The organism is Roseovarius gahaiensis, assembly GCF_011601345.1.
In the GTDB taxonomy this organism is placed as follows: domain Bacteria; phylum Pseudomonadota; class Alphaproteobacteria; order Rhodobacterales; family Rhodobacteraceae; genus Roseovarius; species Roseovarius gahaiensis.
Genome location: NZ_JAAORB010000049.1, coordinates 1 through 19809, shown reverse-complemented (window position 1 = coordinate 19809; position 19809 = coordinate 1). Strand labels below are relative to the sequence as shown.

Below are 19809 nucleotides of genomic sequence, written 5' to 3'. Positions count from 1 at the left end.
ACCTCTTCACCGACGAGGAATGCTACAACTTCTTCAAGGCAGCAGGATACAAAACCGATTAAACGCGACACGCTCTAGAGCAGCACGCAGAGCAGATATTTGCCTGACCGGCAGGGGTGTCAATTTTTGCAACTTTGATGTGTGTCAATTAAAATGGACAATATTTGTGTCACGTTGGTGGCATCCAAAGGAGGCACCATGCGACTTGTCCTGATACACCCGAACTATCACTCCGGCGGTGCCGAAATCGCGGGCAACTGGCCTCCTGCATGGGCGGCCTATCTTGCCGGCCCGCTCAAGGCGGCGGGATACACCGACATTCATTTCATTGATGCGATGACCCACGACATCGGCGAGGAGGAGCTTTTCGCGCGTATCAAGGCGCTTAAACCCGATATCGTTGGCGCGACCTCTATCACCCCCTCGATCTACAAGGCAGAACGCGCGCTGGAGCTTGCCAAGCAAGCCGCGCCAAAGGCGATCAGCGTTTTGGGCGGGGTTCATGCCACCTTCATGTTCAAGCAAGTCTTAAGTGAAGCGCCGCATATCGATGCTATCGTGCGCGGTGAGGGCGAAGAGGTCTTTCTTGATTTCGTCCGCGCCGTGGAAGATGGCCGTTGGCAGACACAGCGCAAGAAAATCAAAGGCATCGCCTATACAGATGAATCTGAAATCGTGGCCACTCCGGCGGCGCCAACGGTAAAGGATCTGGACGGAATCGTTCCCGATTGGTCGATCCTTGATTGGGAAAAATACATCTACATTCCACTCAATACGCGGTTGGCCATTCCCAGCCTTGCGCGCGGCTGCCCGTTTACCTGCTCATTCTGTTCGCAGTGGAAATTCTGGCGCGACTATCGCGTTCGCGACCCGCAAAAGGTGGTCGACGAAATCGAGGATCTGGTGGAAACTCATGGCGTCGGCTTTTTCATCCTTGCCGACGAGGAGCCCACAATCAACAAAAAGAAATTCACAGAATTCTGCGAGGAGTTGATCCGCCGGGGCCTGCCCGACCGGGTAAAATGGGGGATCAACACCCGCGTGACCGACATCCAGCGCGACAAGAACATGCTGCCGCTTTGGCGGAAGGCGGGCCTTGTCCATATCAGCCTTGGCACCGAGGCGGCCGCACAACTCAAGCTGGACCGGTTCAACAAGGAAACCAAGGTTGAGGAAAACAAGGAGGCGATCCGCCTTCTGCGCGAGGCCGATATCTTTACCGAGGCACAGTTCATTGTCGGCCTTGAAAACGAGACCGAGGAGACCTTGGAAGAAACCTATCGTTACGCCCGCGATTGGAACCCGGATTTGGCAAATTGGACAATGTATACCCCTTGGCCTTTTACGCCGCTTTTCCAGGAATTGCGCGATAAGGTCGAGGTGTTCGATTTCGAGAGATACAATTTCGTAACCCCGATCATGAAGCCTGACGCCATGGATCGCGCCACGCTTTTGGATCGCGTGATGCACAATTATCGGCGCTTCTACATGATAAAGGCGCTGTTCCATTACCCTTGGCGCGGGCGTGGCTTTCGGCGCAAATACCTGCTGGGCTGCTTGCGTGCCTTTGCCAAGGCAGGCTTTGCGCGGACGTTCTATGACCTAGGAAAAGTGGGCTACTGGGGGCCGCAATCCAAAGACAAGGTGGATTTCCACTTTGACAATAGCCGCGAGATCGCCGATGCGCAGATGGCCGATTGGGAGGCGATGGCCGACCGTAAGGCCAAAGCCGCCGAGCGCAAAGCCAGCGTTCGCGCGCAGGTTAAGGCCGAGAAGGCCCGCATCGCCGCGCTTCAAGCTGAAACGCGCGCCTGCGGTGGTGGCGATCAGCAATTGGAGTATAAAGCCCCGGCGGAGTAGGGCATGGGCCACCTCAAGGGCATCAATCGCGTCGGGCCCAACGCCATTTTGCAAAGCGCCGAAGCCCTGCGCGCCTTGGGCGGTCAGGATACGGTCGAGCGTGTATTTGAAGGTGCGGGGCTGCTTGGGCTGCTTGAGCACCCACCGCAAGATATGGTGCCCGCAAGTCAGGCCGCGCGCCTGCATGCCACCATCGCGCGCGACCTACCGCCCGGCCTTGCCCTTGAAATCGCCCACGAGTCAGGGCGCAGAACCGGGGAATATATCCTCGCACACCGTATACCGCGACTGGCGCAATGGATTTTGCGAGCCTTGCCCGTCCGCCTTTCCGGCCTGATGCTGCTCAAGGCGATCTGCCATCATTCCTGGACATTTGCCGGCAGTGCGGATGTCACCCACCACCCGGCAGACCCTATGGAACTTACAATCCACGACAATCCCCTTGCTGTGACGGGCTGCGCGTGGCACTGCGCCGTCTTTGAAACGCTTTTTCACCGATTGGTCAGTCCACGACTTGTGGTCGAACATCGCGCATGTTGCGCTCAATCTGGGCGGATATGCCGGTTCGTTTTTCACCGTGATAGATGAGAAGACCTGTCGCGCGTTTATGGCGTCAGACGGTCCGTCCTGACTTCCATTCGGGTGTGAAATACCCCGGACTACCGCAGACCAGTAGCTTCATTTCACGCATCCATATCGTAAGCATCCGGCGTAGGCCACAGCGAGGTCAATGCGCGTGCTCACGGTCCATTTCGATGAGCTCTTGCAGGTTTTAGATCCCGAACCGAGTGAAGGCGATGACGCTGTCGTCGCCCGGGCCGTAGACCCAGATCACACCATCTTCGGTTTCCATATCGATGGCGAGATCGAAGATCCGATCGACGGTTTCGCCCAGTTCGGCTGCAACGCGGTCGATGGTCTTGACGGAATACACCTTGTTGAGCTGCATGATCATGCCGCCTCAGCGAGGGGCCGGGACTTCCAATTCCAGGGCAGAAGCTCATGGATGCGCGAGACGGGCATATCGGGCAGTCGGGCGAGGACATCGGCAAGCCAGGCCTGTGGGTCGATGTCATTCATTTTGGCCGTGACGATGAGGGTATACATGGCGGCCGCTCGCTCACCGCCGCGCTCGGAACCCGCGAAGAGCCACGACTTTCTTTTATGCAGAGGTGTGAATCAGCATGCAAAAGTGACCCACTTTGGTGGGTTATGATCATCTAAAACTGACCCACCTGCATTGTTAACATCCGTGTGCTTTGGGCACGGAGGAAGAGCAGGTGTTACTTATGGAAACGGCAATGAAGATCTGAGGCTGGATCTTGGGGGATGGGCGCAGCATCCATTCTGTGGCGCGCGAGACTGGGATTTCGCGGACGACGAGAGCACCCGCGCACAGATCGCTATCCAGACCGGGCCCGAAGAATGGGCACACGTTTACGTCCATTTTGACGGCTACCCGGCGCAAATGCTGCCCGCATTGGCCGCTTGGACGCCCGAGGACATTCTGGCTGCCCGGGAAATCCGTCAGGTCAGGCCCGACGCGCTGGACTGTTTCGAGCCGCCGCGGCCGCCCCGGATCCTGGCGCGCCCCACCTGCGAGCTTTGCCATCTCTATGTCTGGCAGGATGGAATCTGGATCGATGTGACAGACTCCATGCAGTGATCATAAAGCAATGAAATTGCTGCGATTTTACTACGCTAATCGGCGTCACAGAGCGATTGTGATCGTACCAAAACGATGCAACTCACCTGAAAGGCCCACGCCATGACCAACCTCATCACGCTGCCCAGCCAAAACGAAACCTTCGGCTTCTTTGGCACGGTGACCAATTGCCTGCGCCGCGACCGCCCAAGCGCGGAGGTCTGGGCCCTGGCCTTTAGCCTTATCGCGGAAGCAACCCACGGTGACAGCGAAGACGAGATGATCGGCATCCGCGCCTTTCTCGATAGCCGGATGGGCCGGCATTTCGCCGATGATGTGGTGGATGCCTTGCAGAGCGGTGCTTGCGACAGCGTGGCTGCGATCACCGCCGCCATTGCCAAATGGCAGGACTGGCGCATCAGCCGCCGCACCCAGCGTGAGGAAGGGATCCCTGCAGGCCTGCCTTACCTCACCGGCTGGGTGCAGCATTTTGCGATCACGGCAGCGATGGAAGATGCCGACTGACCCAAGATTATCACCCCAAACTTACGGAGGCTCCCATGCCCAAGATTACCGATACCCAAACCATCATCCTCACGCGCGCAGCGAGCCGCCCCGGAAACTTGGCCATGCCGCTGCCTGATGGGCTTTCTGGAGCTGCGGCCAAGATGACCGTCACCAAGATGATCGAGCGCGGCTGGCTCGAAGAGGTCGAGGCCAACCTCCGCCGCAATGAGCCGCTCTGGCGCGAGACCGGCGATGGTCATGGCACCACGCTGATCGCCACCGAGGCGGGGCTTGAGGCCATCGGCATCGACCCTGTTGTGGCGAGCACGGTCAGCAATGTCCGCAAGGCAGCGCCGGCGGAGAAGGCCGCTGGCGTCGCGGCGGACGACACTCCCGGTCTGAAGCTGGCGTCCATCCGACAAGGCACCAAGCAAGCCCTGTTGATCGAAATGCTGCAGCGACCTGAAGGTGCCTCGACTTCTGAGATCGTCGAGGCCACGTCATGGCAAGCGCATACGGCCAGAGGTGTGATTTCAGGCGCGCTCAAAAAGAAGCTGGGCCTGCCAATCACGTCCGAGAAACACCCCTAGCGGGGGACTGTTTACAAGCTCGACGCGGCTTGATCTGCAAACTTACCGCCAGCGTTCGAACACCCGGCGCAGGGCATAGCTGCGGACAAGCGATATCGTCACGAACAGGGCGCCAATCGCAAGGTTGTCGCCAAGGCTGACTTGCAGCCCGAACCAAGGAAACACTACGATTTGCGTCACCACGGCCAGCGCATAGCCGACCACGACATTGGTGATTGCCTCGATCAGTGAACGGCGGCGCGATTGCATCAGGCTGCAACCCGCTTGGATTTGAGCGCAGAGAAGCTCTCGCCGCTGTCCGCCAACACGGCGTCTTCACCGGTGAAGGCCTGCCAGCGTTCGATGGCCACATCAACGTAAACCGGATTTAATTCCACACCGTAGCAGGTACGCCCCGTGGTCTCGGCTGCAATGAGCGTCGTGCCCGATCCCATGAAGGGCTCGAAAACCGCCTGGCCGGGGCTCGAGTTGTTCAGAATAGGGCGGCGCATGCATTCGACGGGCTTTTGCGTGCCGTGCACGGTTTCGGCATCCTGATCCTTGTTCGCGATCTGCCAGAGTGTGGTCTGCTTGCGATCGCCGGCCCAATGGCCTTTGCCTTTGGCGCGCACGGCATACCAGCAGGGCTCATGCTGCCAGTGATAATCCCCTCGGCTGAGCACCAGCCTGTCTTTGGCCCAGATGATCTGCGACCTGATGGCGAAACCCGCGCCCACCAAGCTATCGGCCACAGTCGCCGCATGCAGCGCGCCATGCCAGATGTAGGCAACATCGCCAGGAAAGAGTGACCAGGCCTCGCGCCAGTCCGCACGGTCATCGTTCAGCACCTTGCCGGTGCGCTTGGTCTTCGCAGCGCCAGCCTGATTGCGCCAGGAGGGATCATATTCGACGCCGTAGGGCGGGTCGGTCACCATCAGGAGCGGTGTAACGCTCCCCAAAAGGCGCCCAACCACATCGGCGCTGGTGCTGTCCCCGCAGATCAGCCGATGCGGCCCGAGCTGCCAAAGATCACCGGTTAGCGACACCGGCGTGGCCGGGGGCTCAGGGATATCGTCTTCACCATCGACGGCGCCATCTTCGTCCACCTTCCCTGGATCCTGCAGCAGGGCATCCAGATCTTCATCCGAGAAGCCCAAGAGATCGAGGTCGAAGTCTTCCGCTAAGAGCCCCGCGATCTCGTCGCGTAGCATCGCCTCGTCCCATTCGCCGAGCTCGGTCAGCTTGTTATCGGCGATCCGGTAGGCGCGCCGCTCTGCTTCATCGAGATGGCCGAGCCGGATGACAGGGGCCTCGGTCAGGCCCAGCGCGCCCGCAGCCAGCACACGCCCGTGGCCGGCGATCAACTCGCCGTCGTCTGCCACCAAGCATGGCACCGTCCAGCCGAACTTCGCCATGCTGGCGGCAATTTTCGCAACCTGGGCCTCTCCGTGGATTTTGGCGTTCTTGGCATAAGGGCGCAGCTGTTCGATCGGCCAGAGCTCGATCTGGCCCGGCGAAAATACAAGATCCATGGGGTGGGCAACTCACGGGGCAGGGGCGACGCATGTTGAAACCAAGCCCCCAAGATATGGGCCCGTCAACGATCGCGATGTCAGAAAAACACAAGCGCTCGCGAGGGGTGTCCTCCGAGCGCAATTCTTCGATGATCAAGGGGTACGTCAAGGGGGCTAGAAATGTCAATCCAAAATGTGAATCGGAATCACATTTTTGATCGGTGGCTACCAGCTGGATTCCGTGGATCCAAAACTGGCTTAGGTGGATTCTTGACTAAAATAGTAAAATCCACCTTCAGGATCTCTAACGCACGTGCAAGCGTTTGTTATTTCGATGTATTTTGTCTGGAGCCTTTAAGGTTGGCTTCAAGGTGGATTCCCCGGTGAAAATCCAAGTCGCTAGGAAACTTGCGCGCTAAGCCCCCCCGTATACGAACAGGGCCGCGGAGGAACCGTGGGAGGGGGCTGGCTGGCGAGATTGGCTGACAGCGCTAAGGTTCAACTTGCTCGCTCTCTACGCTTTGCCGTTTGAATCACTCAATATCAGGATAGATATTGGCTTCGAAATACCCCGCCAAGTCGTTGATGCTGAGCTGGCCCGCAACACGGGCTCGTAACTTGGCTTCGAGTTCATTTTCGGAAACATCCAGGAATGACCCGTTCACTACAATGAAGGTTAAAGCGGCGATTGCACCCGCCCTTTTATTCCCATCCATCAACGCGTGCCGCGTCGCAATGCCATCGTACATCAAGGCGGCGAGATAGGCTAACTTAGCTTCAGGCTGGTATTCAGCGGCTGCGCTGGCCCGTTCGAGGCCTGCTTCAAATGCATTACGGTCGTTCAAGACCATTCGATGCCCCATGGTCTCCATGAAGGCTGAAGTCTCGTCCAAAATCGCATCGGCATTGGGCCAAGCGTACCCGTTGCCTGCTGCGATCACGCCGTTTCGCCTTCGCGACCAAGCTTAACGAGGGTACGCCTATATCGTTGGGTGACCTTAGCAGCTGCCTCGCGCGTTTTGGCGTAATCATCATCGACGGTACGCACGATTAATGTGCCATTATCCGTCGAAAGTGTAACCTGTTGCCCTGCGCGCAGTTGCAAAGCGTCCATAGTTGCCGCCGACAGGGGTATGAAGTGGCCGTTTCCGATCTTCTTAATTTTGTTGGTTGTGGTCACCATGGCGCTCGCTTGCTCTTTGCTTGTTCATTTGGATTGTTTATACATTGCGTTTATACATTCATTCGACGGAAGTCAATGCGGCCCGGTCAGTGTACATCAGGCTTTCTGCGCTGGTGTTTTTGTCCATGGTTGACCCTAGGCATTCCTTCCAGCACCTCTAACTCGCGTAGCATTGCCCTAACCTGCAGGCTGTTTCTGTCCCAGTTGGCAGGCTCTGTCGCCGGTGGAAGTGACGGCCAAAAGAATTGAGGGCAGCCTCATGTGTAACCAAAATACGATTTGACGCGTAGCGCCGACTTAATCATTGAATCTGTTCCAAAAGCTGGTTTTACGGCCGTGTCGCGTACGTAAATCATTGAGGAACGCCTCATGGTCTGGGTAATTTCCATAATCGGTGATCAGTGTGTCAGCAGCGGCACAAGAGGTCAGGTGGCGGGCCGCGTGCCCATAGCGTTTGGAACGCGCTTCATCGAGGGCGAATGTAATCATGGAGCGCCAGAGCAAAACGGCGGTGAGAGGATGATTTTCTGACAGCCGTTCTGCAGCCGGGGTCAGCATTTCATATACGTTTCCGTCGAATTCATCGCCGCGAGCGAGAACCAGTCTGCTGGCAAGCTCTATGTCTGGCCAATCGAGACAAAAGCCCAGCGCCCTGTAGGGTTCGGAATGCCTCAATACTTTGGCTTTCGCCTGATCCAGTGCTTCTTCATCTTCAAAATCGGGCAGAAGCGTCAGATATCGCCGCAGTGTTTCGCTGCACATACGCCGCTCGAATCTGTCCCAGAGCGCGGCCTTTAATTCGTCCTCACGCCCAAGTGCTTCAAGGCAGGCAAAATGAGCTGTGTCCAGCTCCGGTTTGTCGAACCAATTGTCCCGGGCGTCCTGTTTTGCGAGGCAATTCTTGATGACGATCAGTGCGTCGTCTGCGCGCCCGGCTTCCAGAAGTCGTTGCGCCGCTTTGGGGGCGATAATGTGGAATGTCAGTTGCTCGGCGGTGTACTTGGCGAGCCATCCATCCACATCGCCCTGACAATCTGCGATATCCTGCAGCATCCTCTCAAGCGTGCGCTTGCGGCTGTCGCGTGCGATCTCGTCGACCGACTGGCGGATGCCATAGATGCCATCGTAGCGCACGCGCTCTTCGGCGGTCACTGGCGCGTTCATGAAGGCATTCGCGCGGGACTTCATGCGACTGAGGCCGTCATTGCCCATGGCCGGAGCTAGAGCCTTGATCGCGTTGTCATACTCGCCATAGCCGTTGTCGAGAAGCGCCTCAAAGACCTGATCTGCCAGAGTGTCGGAGTTGACAGTCAACTTTGGCGCAAGTTTTTCAATGGCGTTCATCGCGAAATGCATCACGCTGCCGATGGTGCCATTGCTGTCGTCTGTGCGCTCCTGAAGGCTGGGAGAAAGGGCCAGAAGTGACCAGAGAAGGTCGAATGCGAGGTTGGGCTCCTCCGGCGCGATCTGGGTCTCGACCAGCGCGATGATATCATTCAACTCCTTGGCAAGGCTTCGCTGCGCCTTCCTGCTGATGAAACTCGTCGCCCGGCGCAGCGATGCGAACCGCTTGCGGATGTCCGATGCGGCTTCTTGCGGGGTCTGATCCGCTGACAACACTCGCCGCACCTGCCGCTTCCGAGCTGCATCGCCCTGCACCGCGTCAAGCAACAGGTCGGCCAGCGTATCGGCCCCGAGGGCTACAAGGTTTTTCTTGTTCAGTGATTTCTTCGGCATCTATGCAGGCTCGCCTCTTCAAGCGTTGATATTTCTAAACTGCCGGCACAACGAGGAGCGGGCGTCCGTGTTTTAAATGATCACGGGTTGAGTCCGCGCGCCATCAATAAGCTTACCAAATCGACTTGGTCAATTCGGCCGCCCATATCTGTCGGTGGCCTATCGTATGAGAATTTAGGTTAGCCCAAGCCATTTTGAGTTACACGCTTAACTTCGCCTGTCTCCAAGGTCTTGATGTAGTCAACGCTCGCACCATTCCAGTGATATGCATAATGTGCGCCCTGTGTTGGGATTGGGATCACGTCGGGCCAGAAGACGGCGATGCACTGGCCCTCAGGATGGCGGATGCTGGGCCAGGTGATGCCATTCGATCCCGCCGCGCGCCGTTCCGCCCCGAAAACCTGTGAGGCGTGGTAGTGATCAGGGTCCAGCAGATCGGGCTGGCCGGTGGCGTCGTCCAGATCAGTGTCGACGGACCCGATTAGTTCTCGGAATTGCGACGTCCAGCCGGGGGCCTCGTTCGTCGTGCGCATGAAGCGAGCGTGGTGGTGGATTGTCTCGGCGATGGCCACTTCGGTACGGTCGCCTGCATAGTAAAGGCCATAGCTGCCGTCCGAGAACCGGCCCGGCCTCAGGGGCGAGCAATGAACGAAGGGCGCCATGACCCAGCTGGCACCTGGCCCGCTTACACGACGCGCGACTGGCACTTGAGAAAGATCACCGATGCTGTCGCGGAGGCGTGGGTTAAATTTGGCCTCGGCCGAGGCCAGCGCCTCCCAATCCGCGGGGTCGGCGATATCCTCGAACAGATCGATGGGTGGGTATATGGAACGGATGATGCGGACAGTGCGTGACCATGTCACGCGGCGGACAGGCACATTCACCAGGCACCCCGTTCCGCATCAAGATACGCCCGGACATCGATCAGGTCGGTAATCTCACCGCGCATCATGATGTCCAATGCGCTGCGCCCGTAGAAGGCCTCGTTGGGCTTGCGGACCCATGCATAACCGCGGGAGGGTTCTGTAAACAAATAACGCAGCGCCTTGTGAATGCCCATCAGGATCGCCATCCGGGCGCGCAGGTCGCGGTCGATCCGGCCAATGTCGCCAGTCTTCCATCGTGCCCAGGTTCGCTGAGCCATGTCACCCAGCAGAACGCGCGCCTCGCTATCTGTCAGGCCCCAGGCGCGGAACAGGTTGACGGTGGTGCGTGCCAAAGCCGCCGCTTCCTGGTCAGTGATGACGGGAAGGTCGGGGCGTGCGGTGATTGATTGAACTGTGGCGAATTGCATGGGTTTCTCCTCTGGCGCTAATATAGATCTTTTGTGCCAAATGGCAAATGAGCATCTTGCTCATCTGCTATCCTGCTCAGGTGTTGGCACCCAAGGAGTTGCCCTTGGCATCTCTTCAGCCACCACGATCTCGCGTAGCATCTCTCCAACCTGTAGCCCCTGTTGTATCCATTCCAGCGCCTTCCACCATTCGCCATACGCCCGCCGCGCGGCCTCGATCTGCTCCGGATGGGGCGAGTAAGTAACGGGACAGGCCCTAACCTCGACCGTCCGCCACTTCCCGCGGCTCAGCACGCGCTCGGTCCCAACCACCTCGGTCACCGCACGATCGCCATACCGGTTTCGCTTCATGTCCACCGGCACACAGCGCGGCACCGCCCCCGGCATCCAGTCCGGGGTGAGCCCAGCGCGCGCGAGCTCGGCCACGCGTATTGCCGTGCGCTTGCCGCCAAGATCATCTGGCATCCCGGCCACAGTGGCCGCGATCACCTCTGCGTCCTCATGGGTGTAGTCGCCCATCTTGTACCGGCCGCCGTCGATTTGGCAGCCCAGCGCGGCGCGCTGCATAAGCACGTATTCTAGGCCGAACCCAAACCCTTGGCCGCGTTCGGGATCAGGCGGTTCTGGCAGCTCCAGCTGAGCGCATTCGGTGCGAAAGGCCCATTCCAACGCCTGCTGCACGGTCATCACGCGCTTTGGGCGTCCGTGACGTGATTGGGTTCCGCCTTTGCGAGTTGAGGCGAGCGGGTGCGTATGCAACTTGCGATCAATTCTGCTCATAGCACACCCCGCATCCGCAGCTGGTCATGGGTCACCAGTCCGCGCTCCAGCATGGCTTGGCACATGGCGGTGCTGATCATGCTGGGTGGCAAGTAGCCATCGCCCTTCACCCGGTCTGCATAGAAGGCTGCGAGCTCATCGATGCTGGGCGCAGGCCCTGAAGCCGCCTTTCCCCGCCGCCCTTTGCCGTCCTGGCCCTTTGAGACATCCGAAGCTGCTTTGAGCTGCGCCTTGCGCCGGGCAGCGCGCTGCATGCCCCGATCCAGCGCCTTGGGCCCGTCGGGAGGCTCGGGATGCTCCTGTCGAGACGCCTTGGCCGCCTCGAGGGTTTCCGCCTCGGTCAGCCCGAGGTCATCGATCCAGCGTTGAGCATGCTCCCGAGGCGGCCAGCCCTGCCACCAGCCCGGAAGGGGCCCGTCTGGATCGAAGCCCAGCGCCGTGATCAGCTTTCCAAAAAAATCATCAAAAGCCGTTTCGCGCGCTCGCGCGTCCTCCTCCTCCTTTACTGGTTTACTTAAAGGTTCCCTTACAGGGTTAGTGTCCCATTTTGAGACACGGGAATCGCCATTTTTGAGACACGGGTTTTGCCCAAAATGAGACACGGGCCCGTGTCCTGTTTTGGGACACGGCGTGGCAGGGACTGACAGTGTTTTACCCTCGTCGCCATAGGACGTTTCAGCGTCTTGCCCGTGTCCCAAATCAAGACACGGAGTTTTGGTGGTGTTTTGTAATGCGGTTGAAGCGTCCTCAGGGGGGCAGGGCGGGGCTGTGTCACCTGCACCCGTAGCAGTGTTCCCATCAGGGCGTGGGCTTGACGGTCGGGCACCATTTCCATCGTCGAACTCGAACCCCAACAAATACCGCGTGGGCCGCTGCTGGCCGGTCTTGGTGTCGACGATGCGCACGCGCTTGATCAACCGGCCGGCCTCCAGCTCATCGAGATGGCGGTTCAGCGTCGCGCGCCCGATCTCGCAATCATGCGCGAGCCGTTCCTGTGTTGGGAAGCAGCCGAAGTCCGGGTTGAACCGGTCACACAGATGCCAAAGCACAATCTTTGTCGTGGGCTTCAGCCCGCGCTGCTGGATGGCCCAATTGGTGGCGGCATGGCTCATGGCGCGACCCTCCCAGTTGGGGAAGCAACACGGGTCGTGAACCCATGATCGGCCAAGGCGCCCAGCGCATCATCAAGAGTGCGCACCAGTGCCCAGTTGAAGCCCTGGGCGAGGGCAGCATCCCGAAACGCCTTCTGCGACGGGCTCAGCCGGCCCTTGAGGGATTTGAGCTCTAGGAACAGTACGCGCCCAGCGCAAAGTACCATCAGATCGGCAAAGCCGGGATGGACGCCCATGCCAACGAGGATGGCTTGCCGCTTGGCCCCACGCGGGCCCGCCTCGGTCACCTCATTGGCGCAGTGATGGATGATGGCGCCCTTGGGGAGGGCGAAACGGAGCGCGGTCACGACGGCGCGCTGCAAGTCTGCCTCAGGCGTACCGCGTCTTTTCATGTGCGCCCCTCCCGGTCTGGTGCGGGCAGACGCCCGGGCGTCTTGGCATCGAGCACGACCAGCAGAATGCGCGCGTCCTCGCGCTCCTCGAAGGTCTCACCATGTTGCACCAGCACATGGCAGGCCAGCCGCACCAGATAATCAGAATGGTGCGCCACATCAGCCACGACCATGCGCGCTTCGCGCCGGCGCTCCTCGATCCAGTCTTGGCGGGCGCGATCCCGTGCACTGGGCTTGCGGAAGGGTAGGGGAATGCTCATCGGCGTGCCCCTCGGCGTCCACGACGCTGACCAATGGTCTCTTGATCTTCGAGCCATTCCAGGACTGTGGCGCGACGGTAGAACACCTTGCGCCCAGCACGCACACAGGGTGGGCCCGATCGCATGGCGTCCCAGCGTCGCAGGGTGTCCTCAGACACGCCCAGTTGCAGCGCCAACTCGCTCCGGCTGATCCAGCCGCCGAGTAAGCCGTCCGATGGTTTTGCTATGGTTTCGGCGTTTTCGTGCGATTGCATGATGTCCCTCCAGTTTGATGACCCGATGCGGGCCAGTTCCGAGGGCTACTCAGGCACAGACGTGAGGGTGGAAGGGAGGAACGGGGTGGAATGGAAACGCTAAACCCGTTCCACCCCCATATTTTATTGATGTTTTGGGGTGTTGCGCGCCATCAGCCACTTGAGTTGGAGAGTTCCAATTGTGCGCTTGTTGCTGGCCTAAGCGGTGTTCTGGGGTAAATCCCCTTATTCGCGCGCGTTCGCGTGCAAATCGGGGGTGGAACCCCGCAAAACCCGTTCCACCCCCTTGTTTCATTGAAGATGTGCGGCTGCTGCAGCCGAATAATGTTTGGCTGGACGCACAAATGGCCCGTTCCTGGCGGTCTCAGTCTCTGGCACCACGACCACGGCGCGCTCTGCAATTGCGTTATTGTCAATAAAACATGGGGGTGGACGTGATCTGTCTCCGCGACGCCACCCCGTTCCACCCTTCCACCCCGGCCGGCATGCTTTGCTTGATAAAGGTCAGGATCTACGCCTGATGAACGGTCGAGGAGAAAGGATTGGACATGCCAAACAGACAGAAGCTGACCGAGAAGATCGTGCGAGATGCCATTCCCGCAGACGGGCGAGACTATCAGATATTCGACACGGAAGTGCGCGGGTTCGCGGCCTGTATTTATCGAGGCGGCGGCCGGGCCTTTACCCTCGACTATCGCTACGCCGGACGCCAGCGCCGGATGACCTTTGGGCGTTGGCCTGAATGGAGCGTGACGGCGGCGCGGCAACGCGCGAAAGAATTGCGCCGCGAGATTGATGCAGGTGGCGACCCGCTGGCGGCACGCGGCGCACTCCGTGAGGCGCCCCGCATCACTGACCTGACCGAGCGCTACGTCGAGGTGCATTTGCCGCATCTGGCACCCGTGAATGCGGCTGATCAGCGCTCCATGATGAAGAAGTTCATCGATCCCGCCTGGGGCAACATGCTGGTCACGGAGGTCTCGGCCTATGATGTTGAGGTGCTCCTGACCAAGATTGCCGAAGGGCGCGCACGCCCGGCTAAGAAAAAGCCAAACAACCGCGCCCGAAAGCTGCAAGGTGCCAAGCCCACGCCGGTGCGTGCAAACCGCGTCGGCGAAGTGATCCGCAAGATGTTTGCCTATGCTGTCAAATGGGGGTGGCGCGATGACAACCCCGCCATGGGCTTCCGCCGCCGCATGGAGATACCCCGCGAGCGTTATCTGTCCCAAGACGAAATCTCACGCCTCGCCACGGCGCTCGACGCGGCGCAGGACGACCGCGCGGCCGGCATCATTCGTTTGTGTATGCTGACAGGCGCACGGGTGGGCGAGGTTCGGCAGGCGCGCTTTGAGAATTTCAACCTCGAACATCTGAGCTGGACCAAGCCTGCCACGACGACCAAGCAGCGCCGCGTGCACCGTGTGCCGATCTCCGACGAGGCCGCTGCCATCGTCCGCCAGCGGCGTGTCACAGTGGTAAAAGGATCGCCCTGGCTCTTTCCCGGCGATGTGCCAGGCCAGCCCGTACAGGAAATCCGCCGGTTCTGGACGCGTATTCAGAAAGAGGTCGGGATCGAAGATGTACGGATCCATGACCTGCGCCATACCTTCGCCTCGCTGCTGGTCAGCGGAGGCGCGTCGCTCGAGATGATTGGCAAGCTGTTGGGGCACAGCCAGATGCAGACGACGCAACGCTACGCGCATCTGATGGACTCGCCCTTGCGCGCCGGAGTGGGTGCTGTGGCCAGCGCATTCAAGCCAAAGCCGCGCCTTGTGCACAACACCCAACAGGAGCAGGCGCATGACGGGTCAAAGCCTGCCGACGCGCCTTGCCCCCAACGCTAACTTGCTCAACGCTTCGGGTGCTTGAACTTCAGCGCCTTCAGGACCGGCGCCAGTCGCAGGCGAATGGTTTTCTCATCAGGGAATGAGCCATCTTCCGACCGCAACGAGAACCAGTCCTGCAACTCTCGGATCCATTCGCCCTGCGACTTCGGCAATCCCTCCTCAAAGACGCGGCGGGTGATTTCGACATTCATCCCGGCCCAGTCGTAATCACCGCCATTGTCGAGCCCAGCGCCACCGGCAACGCGCCCGAACAGGTCATTGGTCATCTCGAAATTGTGGACATCTTGGCCCAGGATCATCATGTCGCCGATCGAGACGAGAACGCCGTCCTCGGGGGCCGTGATATAAAGCCAATCCGGTGCCCCAAGCTGTTTGATGCGCAAAACGCGGGCTTCCTGTGGTCCTGTGCCGTAGCGTCTGAACATGGGCAGGATGTCCGTCGGGTCGACGCTGATCAGGCCCGCAACCCTTTCTTCACCACAAAGCACCGGTGGTATGCCGGTGACGATCTTCAGCATTCCCATTGTGGTCCAGCCCGCAATATCACAAACCGTACAGCCCCATCGTGCGGCTGTTTCATGGACATGGTAGAAGACGCGTTGCGGAAGTCCCATTGTCAGTGATCCTTTCATTTGGGTGGCTGCCCTGCTGAGTGAAGCCCACGCAAAGCAGCATTTTGACTGTGCCTCGAGACGCGGCAGCGAAGCTTGGAAGGCTTCCGACTTGCTGAGGCGACTCGATCACGAGGTCATGGTAATTTGTATTCAGAGTCAGCATCTTACCCGCTTGAGGCATAAGGCGGCCGTTTACGTCGCGGAGCCATTCAATATCGTTTGTGCAAGCTTAGGAATTGCTGCGCCACGCGGAAATGGCCAAGGTGCGATATCGTGGGATCAGCCTGCGCGACATCATGAGCGAGTTAACTGTGAACGAGCGCACCGCGCGACGTATGGCGCGCGAGTGCGTGTTTCATCCAATGCAGGTTCTGACCGATATGGCCGATGGAAGCCTGCTCGTGGAATTTAAGGCAAGCGGCTGGGTCGAGATGGCATGGCACCTGATGTCTTGGGGGAATGCTGTCGAGATATTGGAGCCCCTCAGTTAATCGACATTCTTCAACAGGTGCGAGGCGGGGAAATGCCGGTGCTGCTGCTAAGGTGATGGTATGCCTCGACATAACGGGCGGGAAGCGGACCTTCGATACACAAGAACTATTTACGCACTGGATAGAACAGAACGGACGTTCAATTGATTCGCACGACCAGTAAGCACATGAATTAAATAAGGTCTTATATTTCTTTGGTTTCTCCGCTAGGTTGTGAAAAATCTGGTTCGGGAACCTCAACATTTTGCCCAACATTGTCTATCTAAACGTTAAAAACTTCAGATCGATAAAAGAGCTATCGTGGAAGCCCAACCACGGCATGAATTGCCTGATTGGGGTCGGAGACAGTGGTAAGACCACTGTGTTGGATGCAATTGATTACTGTCTTGGTGCGAGACGTTCCGCGCAGTTTTCCGATTACGACTTTTATAAAACCGACACCAGAAAACCAATAAGGATCTTGGTCGCACTTGGTGCTCTTGAACCGTCACTTCTCTCAATGGATGCCTATGGCGACTATTTTTGCGGGTACAACCTCGCTACAGGAAAATTTGAAGATGAGCCTGGCCACGGATTAGAAACAATTTTGGTGCTCCGGTTGAAGGTTGAAAAAGACCTAGAACCACAATGGTCACTTTTGTCGAAGCGGGCGAAGGCTAAGGGTATCGAGCGGAATCTACGGTGGGAGGATCGCCAAACCTCCTCCCCTTTGCGACTTGGAGATCACCCCGACTGGCACCTCGCATGGCGACGTGGTGCGCTCTTTGAAAGGCTAACGGATGAGAAGCTGGCACTAACGGAGGATTTGTCCGATGCTGCTCGAAAAGCCCGTGCAGACTTTGGCAGTACAGCAAACAAGGAACTGACCGACAGCCTCGATGCGGTGAAGAAGTCTGCAGATGAGTTGGGCGTACCAACGGCTGGGGCGGTACACGCGTTACTCGATGCAAACTCAGTGAAGTTTGGCACGGGAGCGATTGCACTGCATGACGCGAACAACATACCGCTTTCATCTTTGGGTACCGGGTCAAAACGTATATTGATTGCCGGCTTGGCAAGAAAAGTCGCAACATCCGCCAGCATCGCCTTGGTCGATGAGTTGGAAACGGGGCTGGAACCGCATCGGATACGAAGCCTGCTCAACACGCTGGGTGCGAAGGACACGTCGGTCAACCAACAGGTTTATGCAACGACACATTCGCCAGTTGTTTTGAGAGAGCTAGACCATACCCAGTTGACGTTGCTACGTGTTGACAAGACCACTGGAAAACACCAGGCCTATTCTGCTTCTGAGAGTGCTCAGGGCTTGCTGAGAAGTAACCCGGAGGCATTTCTGGCGAAACGAGTAATCGTTTGCGAAGGCAAATCTGAGATAGGCTTCATAAGAGGGTTTGATCAGCATAGTAGCGGACGTGGAAACGTCTCAATGGACGCACTAGGAACTGTGCTGGTTGACGGGGGTGGAGCTAAGAAAGTGCTTTCTCCAGCGAATGAGCTCCTTCGCCTTGGGTACAATGTATCAATCTTCATGGATAGCGACGTGCCTCTAGAGGCCGCTGATGAAAAGAATTTTGTTAATGGCGGGGGCACGTTATTCAAGTGGCCGAACCAATGTGCTCTCGAAGATATGATTTTCCAGAGTGCCGCTGGGCCGGTAATTGCAGCATTGTTGGATTATGCGGTTTCGTTGCCAAATGGTGGTAAGGTTGACGCGCAAATTTGTACCGCGTCAACAAACCAATTCAATCTCGCTCAAGCAAAAGCTTGGGCAGAATCTGGTACACTTCAACCTGCAACCGCAGTCATACTAGGGCAAGCAGCCCGTAGTGGAGCCGGTTGGTTCAAAAAGGTTGCGCCATACGAACACATAGCAAAGAGTATTTTAGCTCCCAATTTCTCCCTGCTAGATGCTGGCTTAACAGGAATCACTACAGATCTAATGAATTGGGCTTGGGGTCAAAATGACCGAACCTGATCCTCTCCAAATATCAAGAGGATGCATACAGGCTCCCGCTGGATGCGGAAAAACCCACCTAATTGTGGAAACTTTAAAGCGCTGTACGGCTGAGAAACCAATCCTCGTTTTGACACATACGAATGCGGCGGTTGCGGCGCTTCGACAGAGGCTGGACAAGGGCGATGTTCCTCGATCTAGCTATCGTCTCGCGACCATCGACGGGTGGGCAATGAGACTGGTCGGCATGTTTCCACTAAGAAGCGCCGCAGACCCATCCATTTTGGAGCTGTCCAATCCAAGAACTGACTATCCAGCCATAAAGCAGGCTGCGCTCGGTTTGCTGCAAGGACGTCATATCGACAACCTTCTTGCAGCAAACTACTCTCGGCTACTAGTCGATGAATACCAAGACTGTCTGAGCGCACAGCACCGAATTGTGTGTGAACTTGCGAGAGTGCTGCCGACTTGCATTTTCGGCGATGTCCTTCAAGGGATATTCGATTTTGGGGACACACAGGTAGACTGGAACGCTGAAGTGCTTCGAGATTTCCCATTGGTAAGTGAGCTATCTACACCGTGGCGCTGGAACCTTGCCAGGGCAGGATCATTAGGCCAATGGCTACTGGATTTGCGATCAACACTTCTGAGCGGTGGCCAAATTGACCTCACTACGGCTCCATCAGAGTTGGAATGGGTCCCTATCACAGGAGACCAGGACTTTGAAAAAATTCTTGGCGCAACACATTGTATGCCGATGAGCATCGAGAGCTCGTTGATAATTTGCAGCAGCCGCAACCGGCAGAGGCAACAGCAAATCGCTCAGCTTACCAAAGGTGCGTCGGTGGTAGAGAATGCGGATCTTACGGACTTGGTTGCTTTTGCTCGACGCTTCGATTTTTCCTCACCCAACGCCACCGCAGAATTGCTCAATGAAGCCGCAAGCGTTCTTCGCGGAATAAGCGCGACCGAAATTATAACGCGAATTGTGTCACTCAAGGCAGGTACGAACCGGAAGCCAGCCACAGCTCAAGAAATGGCCGCACTGAGTTTCGACTCGGATAAGACCCCTCAAAAGGCAGCGGCCCTCTTGTCAGCTCTGAGCAATCAGTCCGGTGTGTCAGCCTTTAGAGGAGAAGTGTTTAGAAACCTTCTAAAAGCACTGCACGCTTCTACAAGCGCAGACGATTTTGCTGACATGGTGCTCAAGGCACGAGAGGAACGGCGCTTTCATAGCCGTGCTCTAGGAAAAAAATCTGTCGGCAGCACGCTTTTGGTAAAGGGGCTAGAAGCCGATCAGGCCGTGATTGTCGATACACATGAAATGAATGCCAAGAACTTGTATGTTGCGCTCACCAGAGGGGCGAAGAGAGTTGTTGTATGCTCGACATCTAAGTATTTGCCAGCCACTTAGCACGTCAGGAAAGTTCGCTTCTTTAAAATGCTGCGCGTTGCACGAAAGGCTGGTCTGGTTGAGCTGCGGTGCGGCATCCGAACGGTCGGCGGAGGTCGGCTCTGGACCGTTTTCGATCGAGGTTGATTAGGATTGAGGTCGAGGCTACGTCAACATCACATCAACCCGCGAATGCACGCTTAGCACCAGGTTTGCGGTTGAATATTAGTGGATACGGGCGAATGCTGGGCAAGAAAAGTCGTTGTATCAAAGGCTTGTCGGCTAAGTGTTTGGATTTTATAAGTTATTGAAATAATTGGATAATGGGCTCATAACCTGAAGGTCGTAGGTTCAAATCCTACTCCCGCAACCAATTATTCCAAAATAAATCAAACGCTTAAGC

Annotated in this window: 23 protein-coding genes and 1 pseudogene; 9 read left to right on the top strand and 15 right to left on the bottom strand. The window is 57.5% G+C overall.

Annotated features, from left to right (window positions below):
• Positions 1 to 198: 198 nt before the first annotated feature.
• Both bchE and bchJ read left to right on the top strand, forming a co-directional pair.
• Complete coding sequence (gene bchE, locus HAT86_RS15380) at positions 199 to 1860, top strand: magnesium-protoporphyrin IX monomethyl ester anaerobic oxidative cyclase (RefSeq protein ID WP_167199869.1); 1662 nt, start codon at positions 199 to 201, stop codon at positions 1858 to 1860.
• Between the two features lie 3 nt (positions 1861 to 1863).
• Positions 1864 to 2448: a bacteriochlorophyll 4-vinyl reductase gene (gene bchJ / locus HAT86_RS15375; RefSeq protein WP_167199866.1), complete on the top strand. Its 585-nt coding sequence runs from the start codon at positions 1864 to 1866 to the stop codon at positions 2446 to 2448.
• A gap of 184 nt (positions 2449 to 2632) precedes the next feature.
• On the opposite strand, the gene HAT86_RS15370 is transcribed toward bchJ, so the two are convergent.
• Positions 2633 to 2815 carry a hypothetical protein gene (locus tag HAT86_RS15370; RefSeq protein WP_167199814.1) on the bottom strand — a complete coding sequence of 61 codons (183 nt, stop codon included), beginning with the start codon at positions 2813 to 2815 and terminating at the stop codon, positions 2633 to 2635.
• Positions 2812 to 3021: pseudogene (locus tag HAT86_RS15365) on the bottom strand (transposase domain-containing protein); the annotation flags it as partial. The gene HAT86_RS15370 and the pseudogene HAT86_RS15365, both read right to left, overlap by 4 nt.
• 307 nt (positions 3022 to 3328) lie before the next feature.
• Here HAT86_RS15365 and HAT86_RS15360 point away from each other — a divergent pair.
• The 3 genes from HAT86_RS15360 (at position 3329) to HAT86_RS15350 (ending at position 4602) form a co-directional block, all read left to right on the top strand.
• Positions 3329 to 3526: a hypothetical protein gene (locus HAT86_RS15360; RefSeq protein ID WP_231125932.1), complete on the top strand. Its 198-nt coding sequence runs from the start codon at positions 3329 to 3331 to the stop codon at positions 3524 to 3526.
• A gap of 102 nt (positions 3527 to 3628) precedes the next feature.
• Positions 3629 to 4030 carry a hypothetical protein gene (locus HAT86_RS15355; protein WP_167199863.1) on the top strand — a complete coding sequence of 134 codons (402 nt, stop codon included), beginning with the start codon at positions 3629 to 3631 and terminating at the stop codon, positions 4028 to 4030.
• Between the two features lie 35 nt (positions 4031 to 4065).
• On the top strand, positions 4066 to 4602 hold the full coding sequence (locus HAT86_RS15350; protein ID WP_167199860.1) for a DUF3489 domain-containing protein: 537 nt from the start codon (positions 4066 to 4068) through the stop codon (positions 4600 to 4602).
• Between the two features lie 42 nt (positions 4603 to 4644).
• Here the strand turns inward: HAT86_RS15350 and HAT86_RS15345 are convergent, their stop codons facing one another.
• The 12 genes from HAT86_RS15345 to HAT86_RS16920 form a co-directional block, all read right to left on the bottom strand.
• On the bottom strand, positions 4645 to 4851 hold the full coding sequence (locus HAT86_RS15345) for a DUF7220 family protein (RefSeq protein ID WP_456239023.1): 207 nt from the start codon (positions 4849 to 4851) through the stop codon (positions 4645 to 4647).
• Positions 4851 to 6113, bottom strand: coding sequence for a site-specific DNA-methyltransferase (locus HAT86_RS15340; protein ID WP_167199857.1), 1263 nt, complete (start codon positions 6111 to 6113; stop codon positions 4851 to 4853). Before HAT86_RS15340 ends, HAT86_RS15345 begins: the two co-directional genes overlap by 1 nt.
• 515 nt (positions 6114 to 6628) lie before the next feature.
• Positions 6629 to 7036, bottom strand: a complete 408-nt coding sequence (locus tag HAT86_RS15335) for a Fic family protein (RefSeq protein WP_167199854.1) — start codon at positions 7034 to 7036, stop codon at positions 6629 to 6631.
• Positions 7033 to 7278: an AbrB/MazE/SpoVT family DNA-binding domain-containing protein gene (locus HAT86_RS15330; protein ID WP_167199851.1), complete on the bottom strand. Its 246-nt coding sequence runs from the start codon at positions 7276 to 7278 to the stop codon at positions 7033 to 7035. The genes HAT86_RS15335 and HAT86_RS15330 overlap by 4 nt, the downstream gene beginning before the upstream one ends.
• 297 nt (positions 7279 to 7575) lie before the next feature.
• Positions 7576 to 9015 (bottom strand): DUF6880 family protein, encoded by a 1440-nt coding sequence (locus tag HAT86_RS15325; protein ID WP_167199846.1) that lies wholly within the window; start codon positions 9013 to 9015, stop codon positions 7576 to 7578.
• Between the two features lie 179 nt (positions 9016 to 9194).
• Positions 9195 to 9899: an RES family NAD+ phosphorylase gene (locus tag HAT86_RS15320; protein ID WP_408015030.1), complete on the bottom strand. Its 705-nt coding sequence runs from the start codon at positions 9897 to 9899 to the stop codon at positions 9195 to 9197.
• Positions 9896 to 10309 (bottom strand): MbcA/ParS/Xre antitoxin family protein, encoded by a 414-nt coding sequence (locus HAT86_RS15315; RefSeq protein WP_167199843.1) that lies wholly within the window; start codon positions 10307 to 10309, stop codon positions 9896 to 9898. The genes HAT86_RS15320 and HAT86_RS15315 overlap by 4 nt, the downstream gene beginning before the upstream one ends.
• A 60-nt stretch (positions 10310 to 10369) precedes the next feature.
• Positions 10370 to 10996 carry a hypothetical protein gene (locus HAT86_RS15310; RefSeq protein ID WP_167199840.1) on the bottom strand — a complete coding sequence of 209 codons (627 nt, stop codon included), beginning with the start codon at positions 10994 to 10996 and terminating at the stop codon, positions 10370 to 10372.
• 89 nt (positions 10997 to 11085) lie between these two features.
• The gene (locus HAT86_RS15305; RefSeq protein ID WP_167199837.1) at positions 11086 to 12201 is read right to left on the bottom strand and encodes a helix-turn-helix domain-containing protein; all 1116 of its coding nucleotides are present in this window, start codon (positions 12199 to 12201) and stop codon (positions 11086 to 11088) included.
• Positions 12198 to 12593 carry a VRR-NUC domain-containing protein gene (locus HAT86_RS15300; protein WP_167199834.1) on the bottom strand — a complete coding sequence of 132 codons (396 nt, stop codon included), beginning with the start codon at positions 12591 to 12593 and terminating at the stop codon, positions 12198 to 12200. Before HAT86_RS15300 ends, HAT86_RS15305 begins: the two co-directional genes overlap by 4 nt.
• Positions 12590 to 12853 carry a hypothetical protein gene (locus tag HAT86_RS15295; protein WP_167199832.1) on the bottom strand — a complete coding sequence of 88 codons (264 nt, stop codon included), beginning with the start codon at positions 12851 to 12853 and terminating at the stop codon, positions 12590 to 12592. Before HAT86_RS15295 ends, HAT86_RS15300 begins: the two co-directional genes overlap by 4 nt.
• Positions 12850 to 13107 (bottom strand): helix-turn-helix transcriptional regulator, encoded by a 258-nt coding sequence (locus tag HAT86_RS16920; RefSeq protein ID WP_231125931.1) that lies wholly within the window; start codon positions 13105 to 13107, stop codon positions 12850 to 12852. The genes HAT86_RS15295 and HAT86_RS16920 overlap by 4 nt, the downstream gene beginning before the upstream one ends.
• Positions 13108 to 13655: 548 nt before the next feature.
• On the opposite strand from HAT86_RS16920, the gene HAT86_RS15290 reads away from it, so the two are divergent.
• A complete protein-coding gene (locus HAT86_RS15290) occupies positions 13656 to 14951 on the top strand; it encodes a tyrosine-type recombinase/integrase (protein ID WP_167199829.1) in 1296 nt (431 codons plus the stop codon).
• A gap of 5 nt (positions 14952 to 14956) precedes the next feature.
• Here the strand turns inward: HAT86_RS15290 and HAT86_RS15285 are convergent, their stop codons facing one another.
• Positions 14957 to 15568, bottom strand: a complete 612-nt coding sequence (locus tag HAT86_RS15285) for a hypothetical protein (protein ID WP_167199826.1) — start codon at positions 15566 to 15568, stop codon at positions 14957 to 14959.
• 254 nt (positions 15569 to 15822) lie between these two features.
• Here HAT86_RS15285 and HAT86_RS15280 point away from each other — a divergent pair, with 254 nt between their 5' ends.
• The 3 genes from HAT86_RS15280 (at position 15823) to HAT86_RS15270 (ending at position 19427) form a co-directional block, all read left to right on the top strand.
• Positions 15823 to 16059 (top strand): WYL domain-containing protein, encoded by a 237-nt coding sequence (locus HAT86_RS15280; RefSeq protein ID WP_167199823.1) that lies wholly within the window; start codon positions 15823 to 15825, stop codon positions 16057 to 16059.
• A gap of 244 nt (positions 16060 to 16303) precedes the next feature.
• Positions 16304 to 18034, top strand: coding sequence for an ATP-dependent nuclease (locus HAT86_RS15275; RefSeq protein WP_167199820.1), 1731 nt, complete (start codon positions 16304 to 16306; stop codon positions 18032 to 18034).
• Positions 18021 to 19427: a UvrD-helicase domain-containing protein gene (locus tag HAT86_RS15270; protein WP_167199817.1), complete on the top strand. Its 1407-nt coding sequence runs from the start codon at positions 18021 to 18023 to the stop codon at positions 19425 to 19427. Before HAT86_RS15275 ends, HAT86_RS15270 begins: the two co-directional genes overlap by 14 nt.
• The last annotated feature ends 382 nt before the right edge of the window (positions 19428 to 19809 follow it).

Excerpts from the sequence above, each read along its gene's own strand:
- HAT86_RS15355 (WP_167199863.1), top strand. The coding sequence starts at position 3,629 with ATGACCAACCTCATCACGCTGCCCAGCCAAAACGAAACCTTCGGCTTC.
- HAT86_RS15325 (WP_167199846.1), bottom strand. The coding sequence starts at position 9,015 with ATGCCGAAGAAATCACTGAACAAGAAAAACCTTGTAGCCCTCGGGGCC.
- HAT86_RS15295 (WP_167199832.1), bottom strand. The coding sequence starts at position 12,853 with ATGAGCATTCCCCTACCCTTCCGCAAGCCCAGTGCACGGGATCGCGCC.
- HAT86_RS15290 (WP_167199829.1), top strand. The coding sequence starts at position 13,656 with ATGCCAAACAGACAGAAGCTGACCGAGAAGATCGTGCGAGATGCCATT.
- HAT86_RS15330 (WP_167199851.1), bottom strand. The coding sequence starts at position 7,278 with ATGGTGACCACAACCAACAAAATTAAGAAGATCGGAAACGGCCACTTC.
- HAT86_RS15350 (WP_167199860.1), top strand. The coding sequence starts at position 4,066 with ATGCCCAAGATTACCGATACCCAAACCATCATCCTCACGCGCGCAGCG.
- HAT86_RS15285 (WP_167199826.1), bottom strand. The coding sequence starts at position 15,568 with ATGGGACTTCCGCAACGCGTCTTCTACCATGTCCATGAAACAGCCGCA.
- HAT86_RS15300 (WP_167199834.1), bottom strand. The coding sequence starts at position 12,593 with ATGAAAAGACGCGGTACGCCTGAGGCAGACTTGCAGCGCGCCGTCGTG.
- HAT86_RS15315 (WP_167199843.1), bottom strand. The coding sequence starts at position 10,309 with ATGCAATTCGCCACAGTTCAATCAATCACCGCACGCCCCGACCTTCCC.
- HAT86_RS15345 (WP_456239023.1), bottom strand. The coding sequence starts at position 4,851 with ATGCAATCGCGCCGCCGTTCACTGATCGAGGCAATCACCAATGTCGTG.
- bchJ (WP_167199866.1), top strand. The coding sequence starts at position 1,864 with ATGGGCCACCTCAAGGGCATCAATCGCGTCGGGCCCAACGCCATTTTG.
- HAT86_RS15370 (WP_167199814.1), bottom strand. The coding sequence starts at position 2,815 with ATGATCATGCAGCTCAACAAGGTGTATTCCGTCAAGACCATCGACCGC.
- HAT86_RS15280 (WP_167199823.1), top strand. The coding sequence starts at position 15,823 with ATGGCCAAGGTGCGATATCGTGGGATCAGCCTGCGCGACATCATGAGC.
- HAT86_RS15340 (WP_167199857.1), bottom strand. The coding sequence starts at position 6,113 with ATGGATCTTGTATTTTCGCCGGGCCAGATCGAGCTCTGGCCGATCGAA.
- HAT86_RS16920 (WP_231125931.1), bottom strand. The coding sequence starts at position 13,107 with ATGCAATCGCACGAAAACGCCGAAACCATAGCAAAACCATCGGACGGC.
- HAT86_RS15360 (WP_231125932.1), top strand. The coding sequence starts at position 3,329 with ATGCTGCCCGCATTGGCCGCTTGGACGCCCGAGGACATTCTGGCTGCC.
- bchE (WP_167199869.1), top strand. The coding sequence starts at position 199 with ATGCGACTTGTCCTGATACACCCGAACTATCACTCCGGCGGTGCCGAA.
- HAT86_RS15305 (WP_167199837.1), bottom strand. The coding sequence starts at position 12,201 with ATGAGCCATGCCGCCACCAATTGGGCCATCCAGCAGCGCGGGCTGAAG.
- HAT86_RS15310 (WP_167199840.1), bottom strand. The coding sequence starts at position 10,996 with ATGACCGTGCAGCAGGCGTTGGAATGGGCCTTTCGCACCGAATGCGCT.
- HAT86_RS15270 (WP_167199817.1), top strand. The coding sequence starts at position 18,021 with ATGACCGAACCTGATCCTCTCCAAATATCAAGAGGATGCATACAGGCT.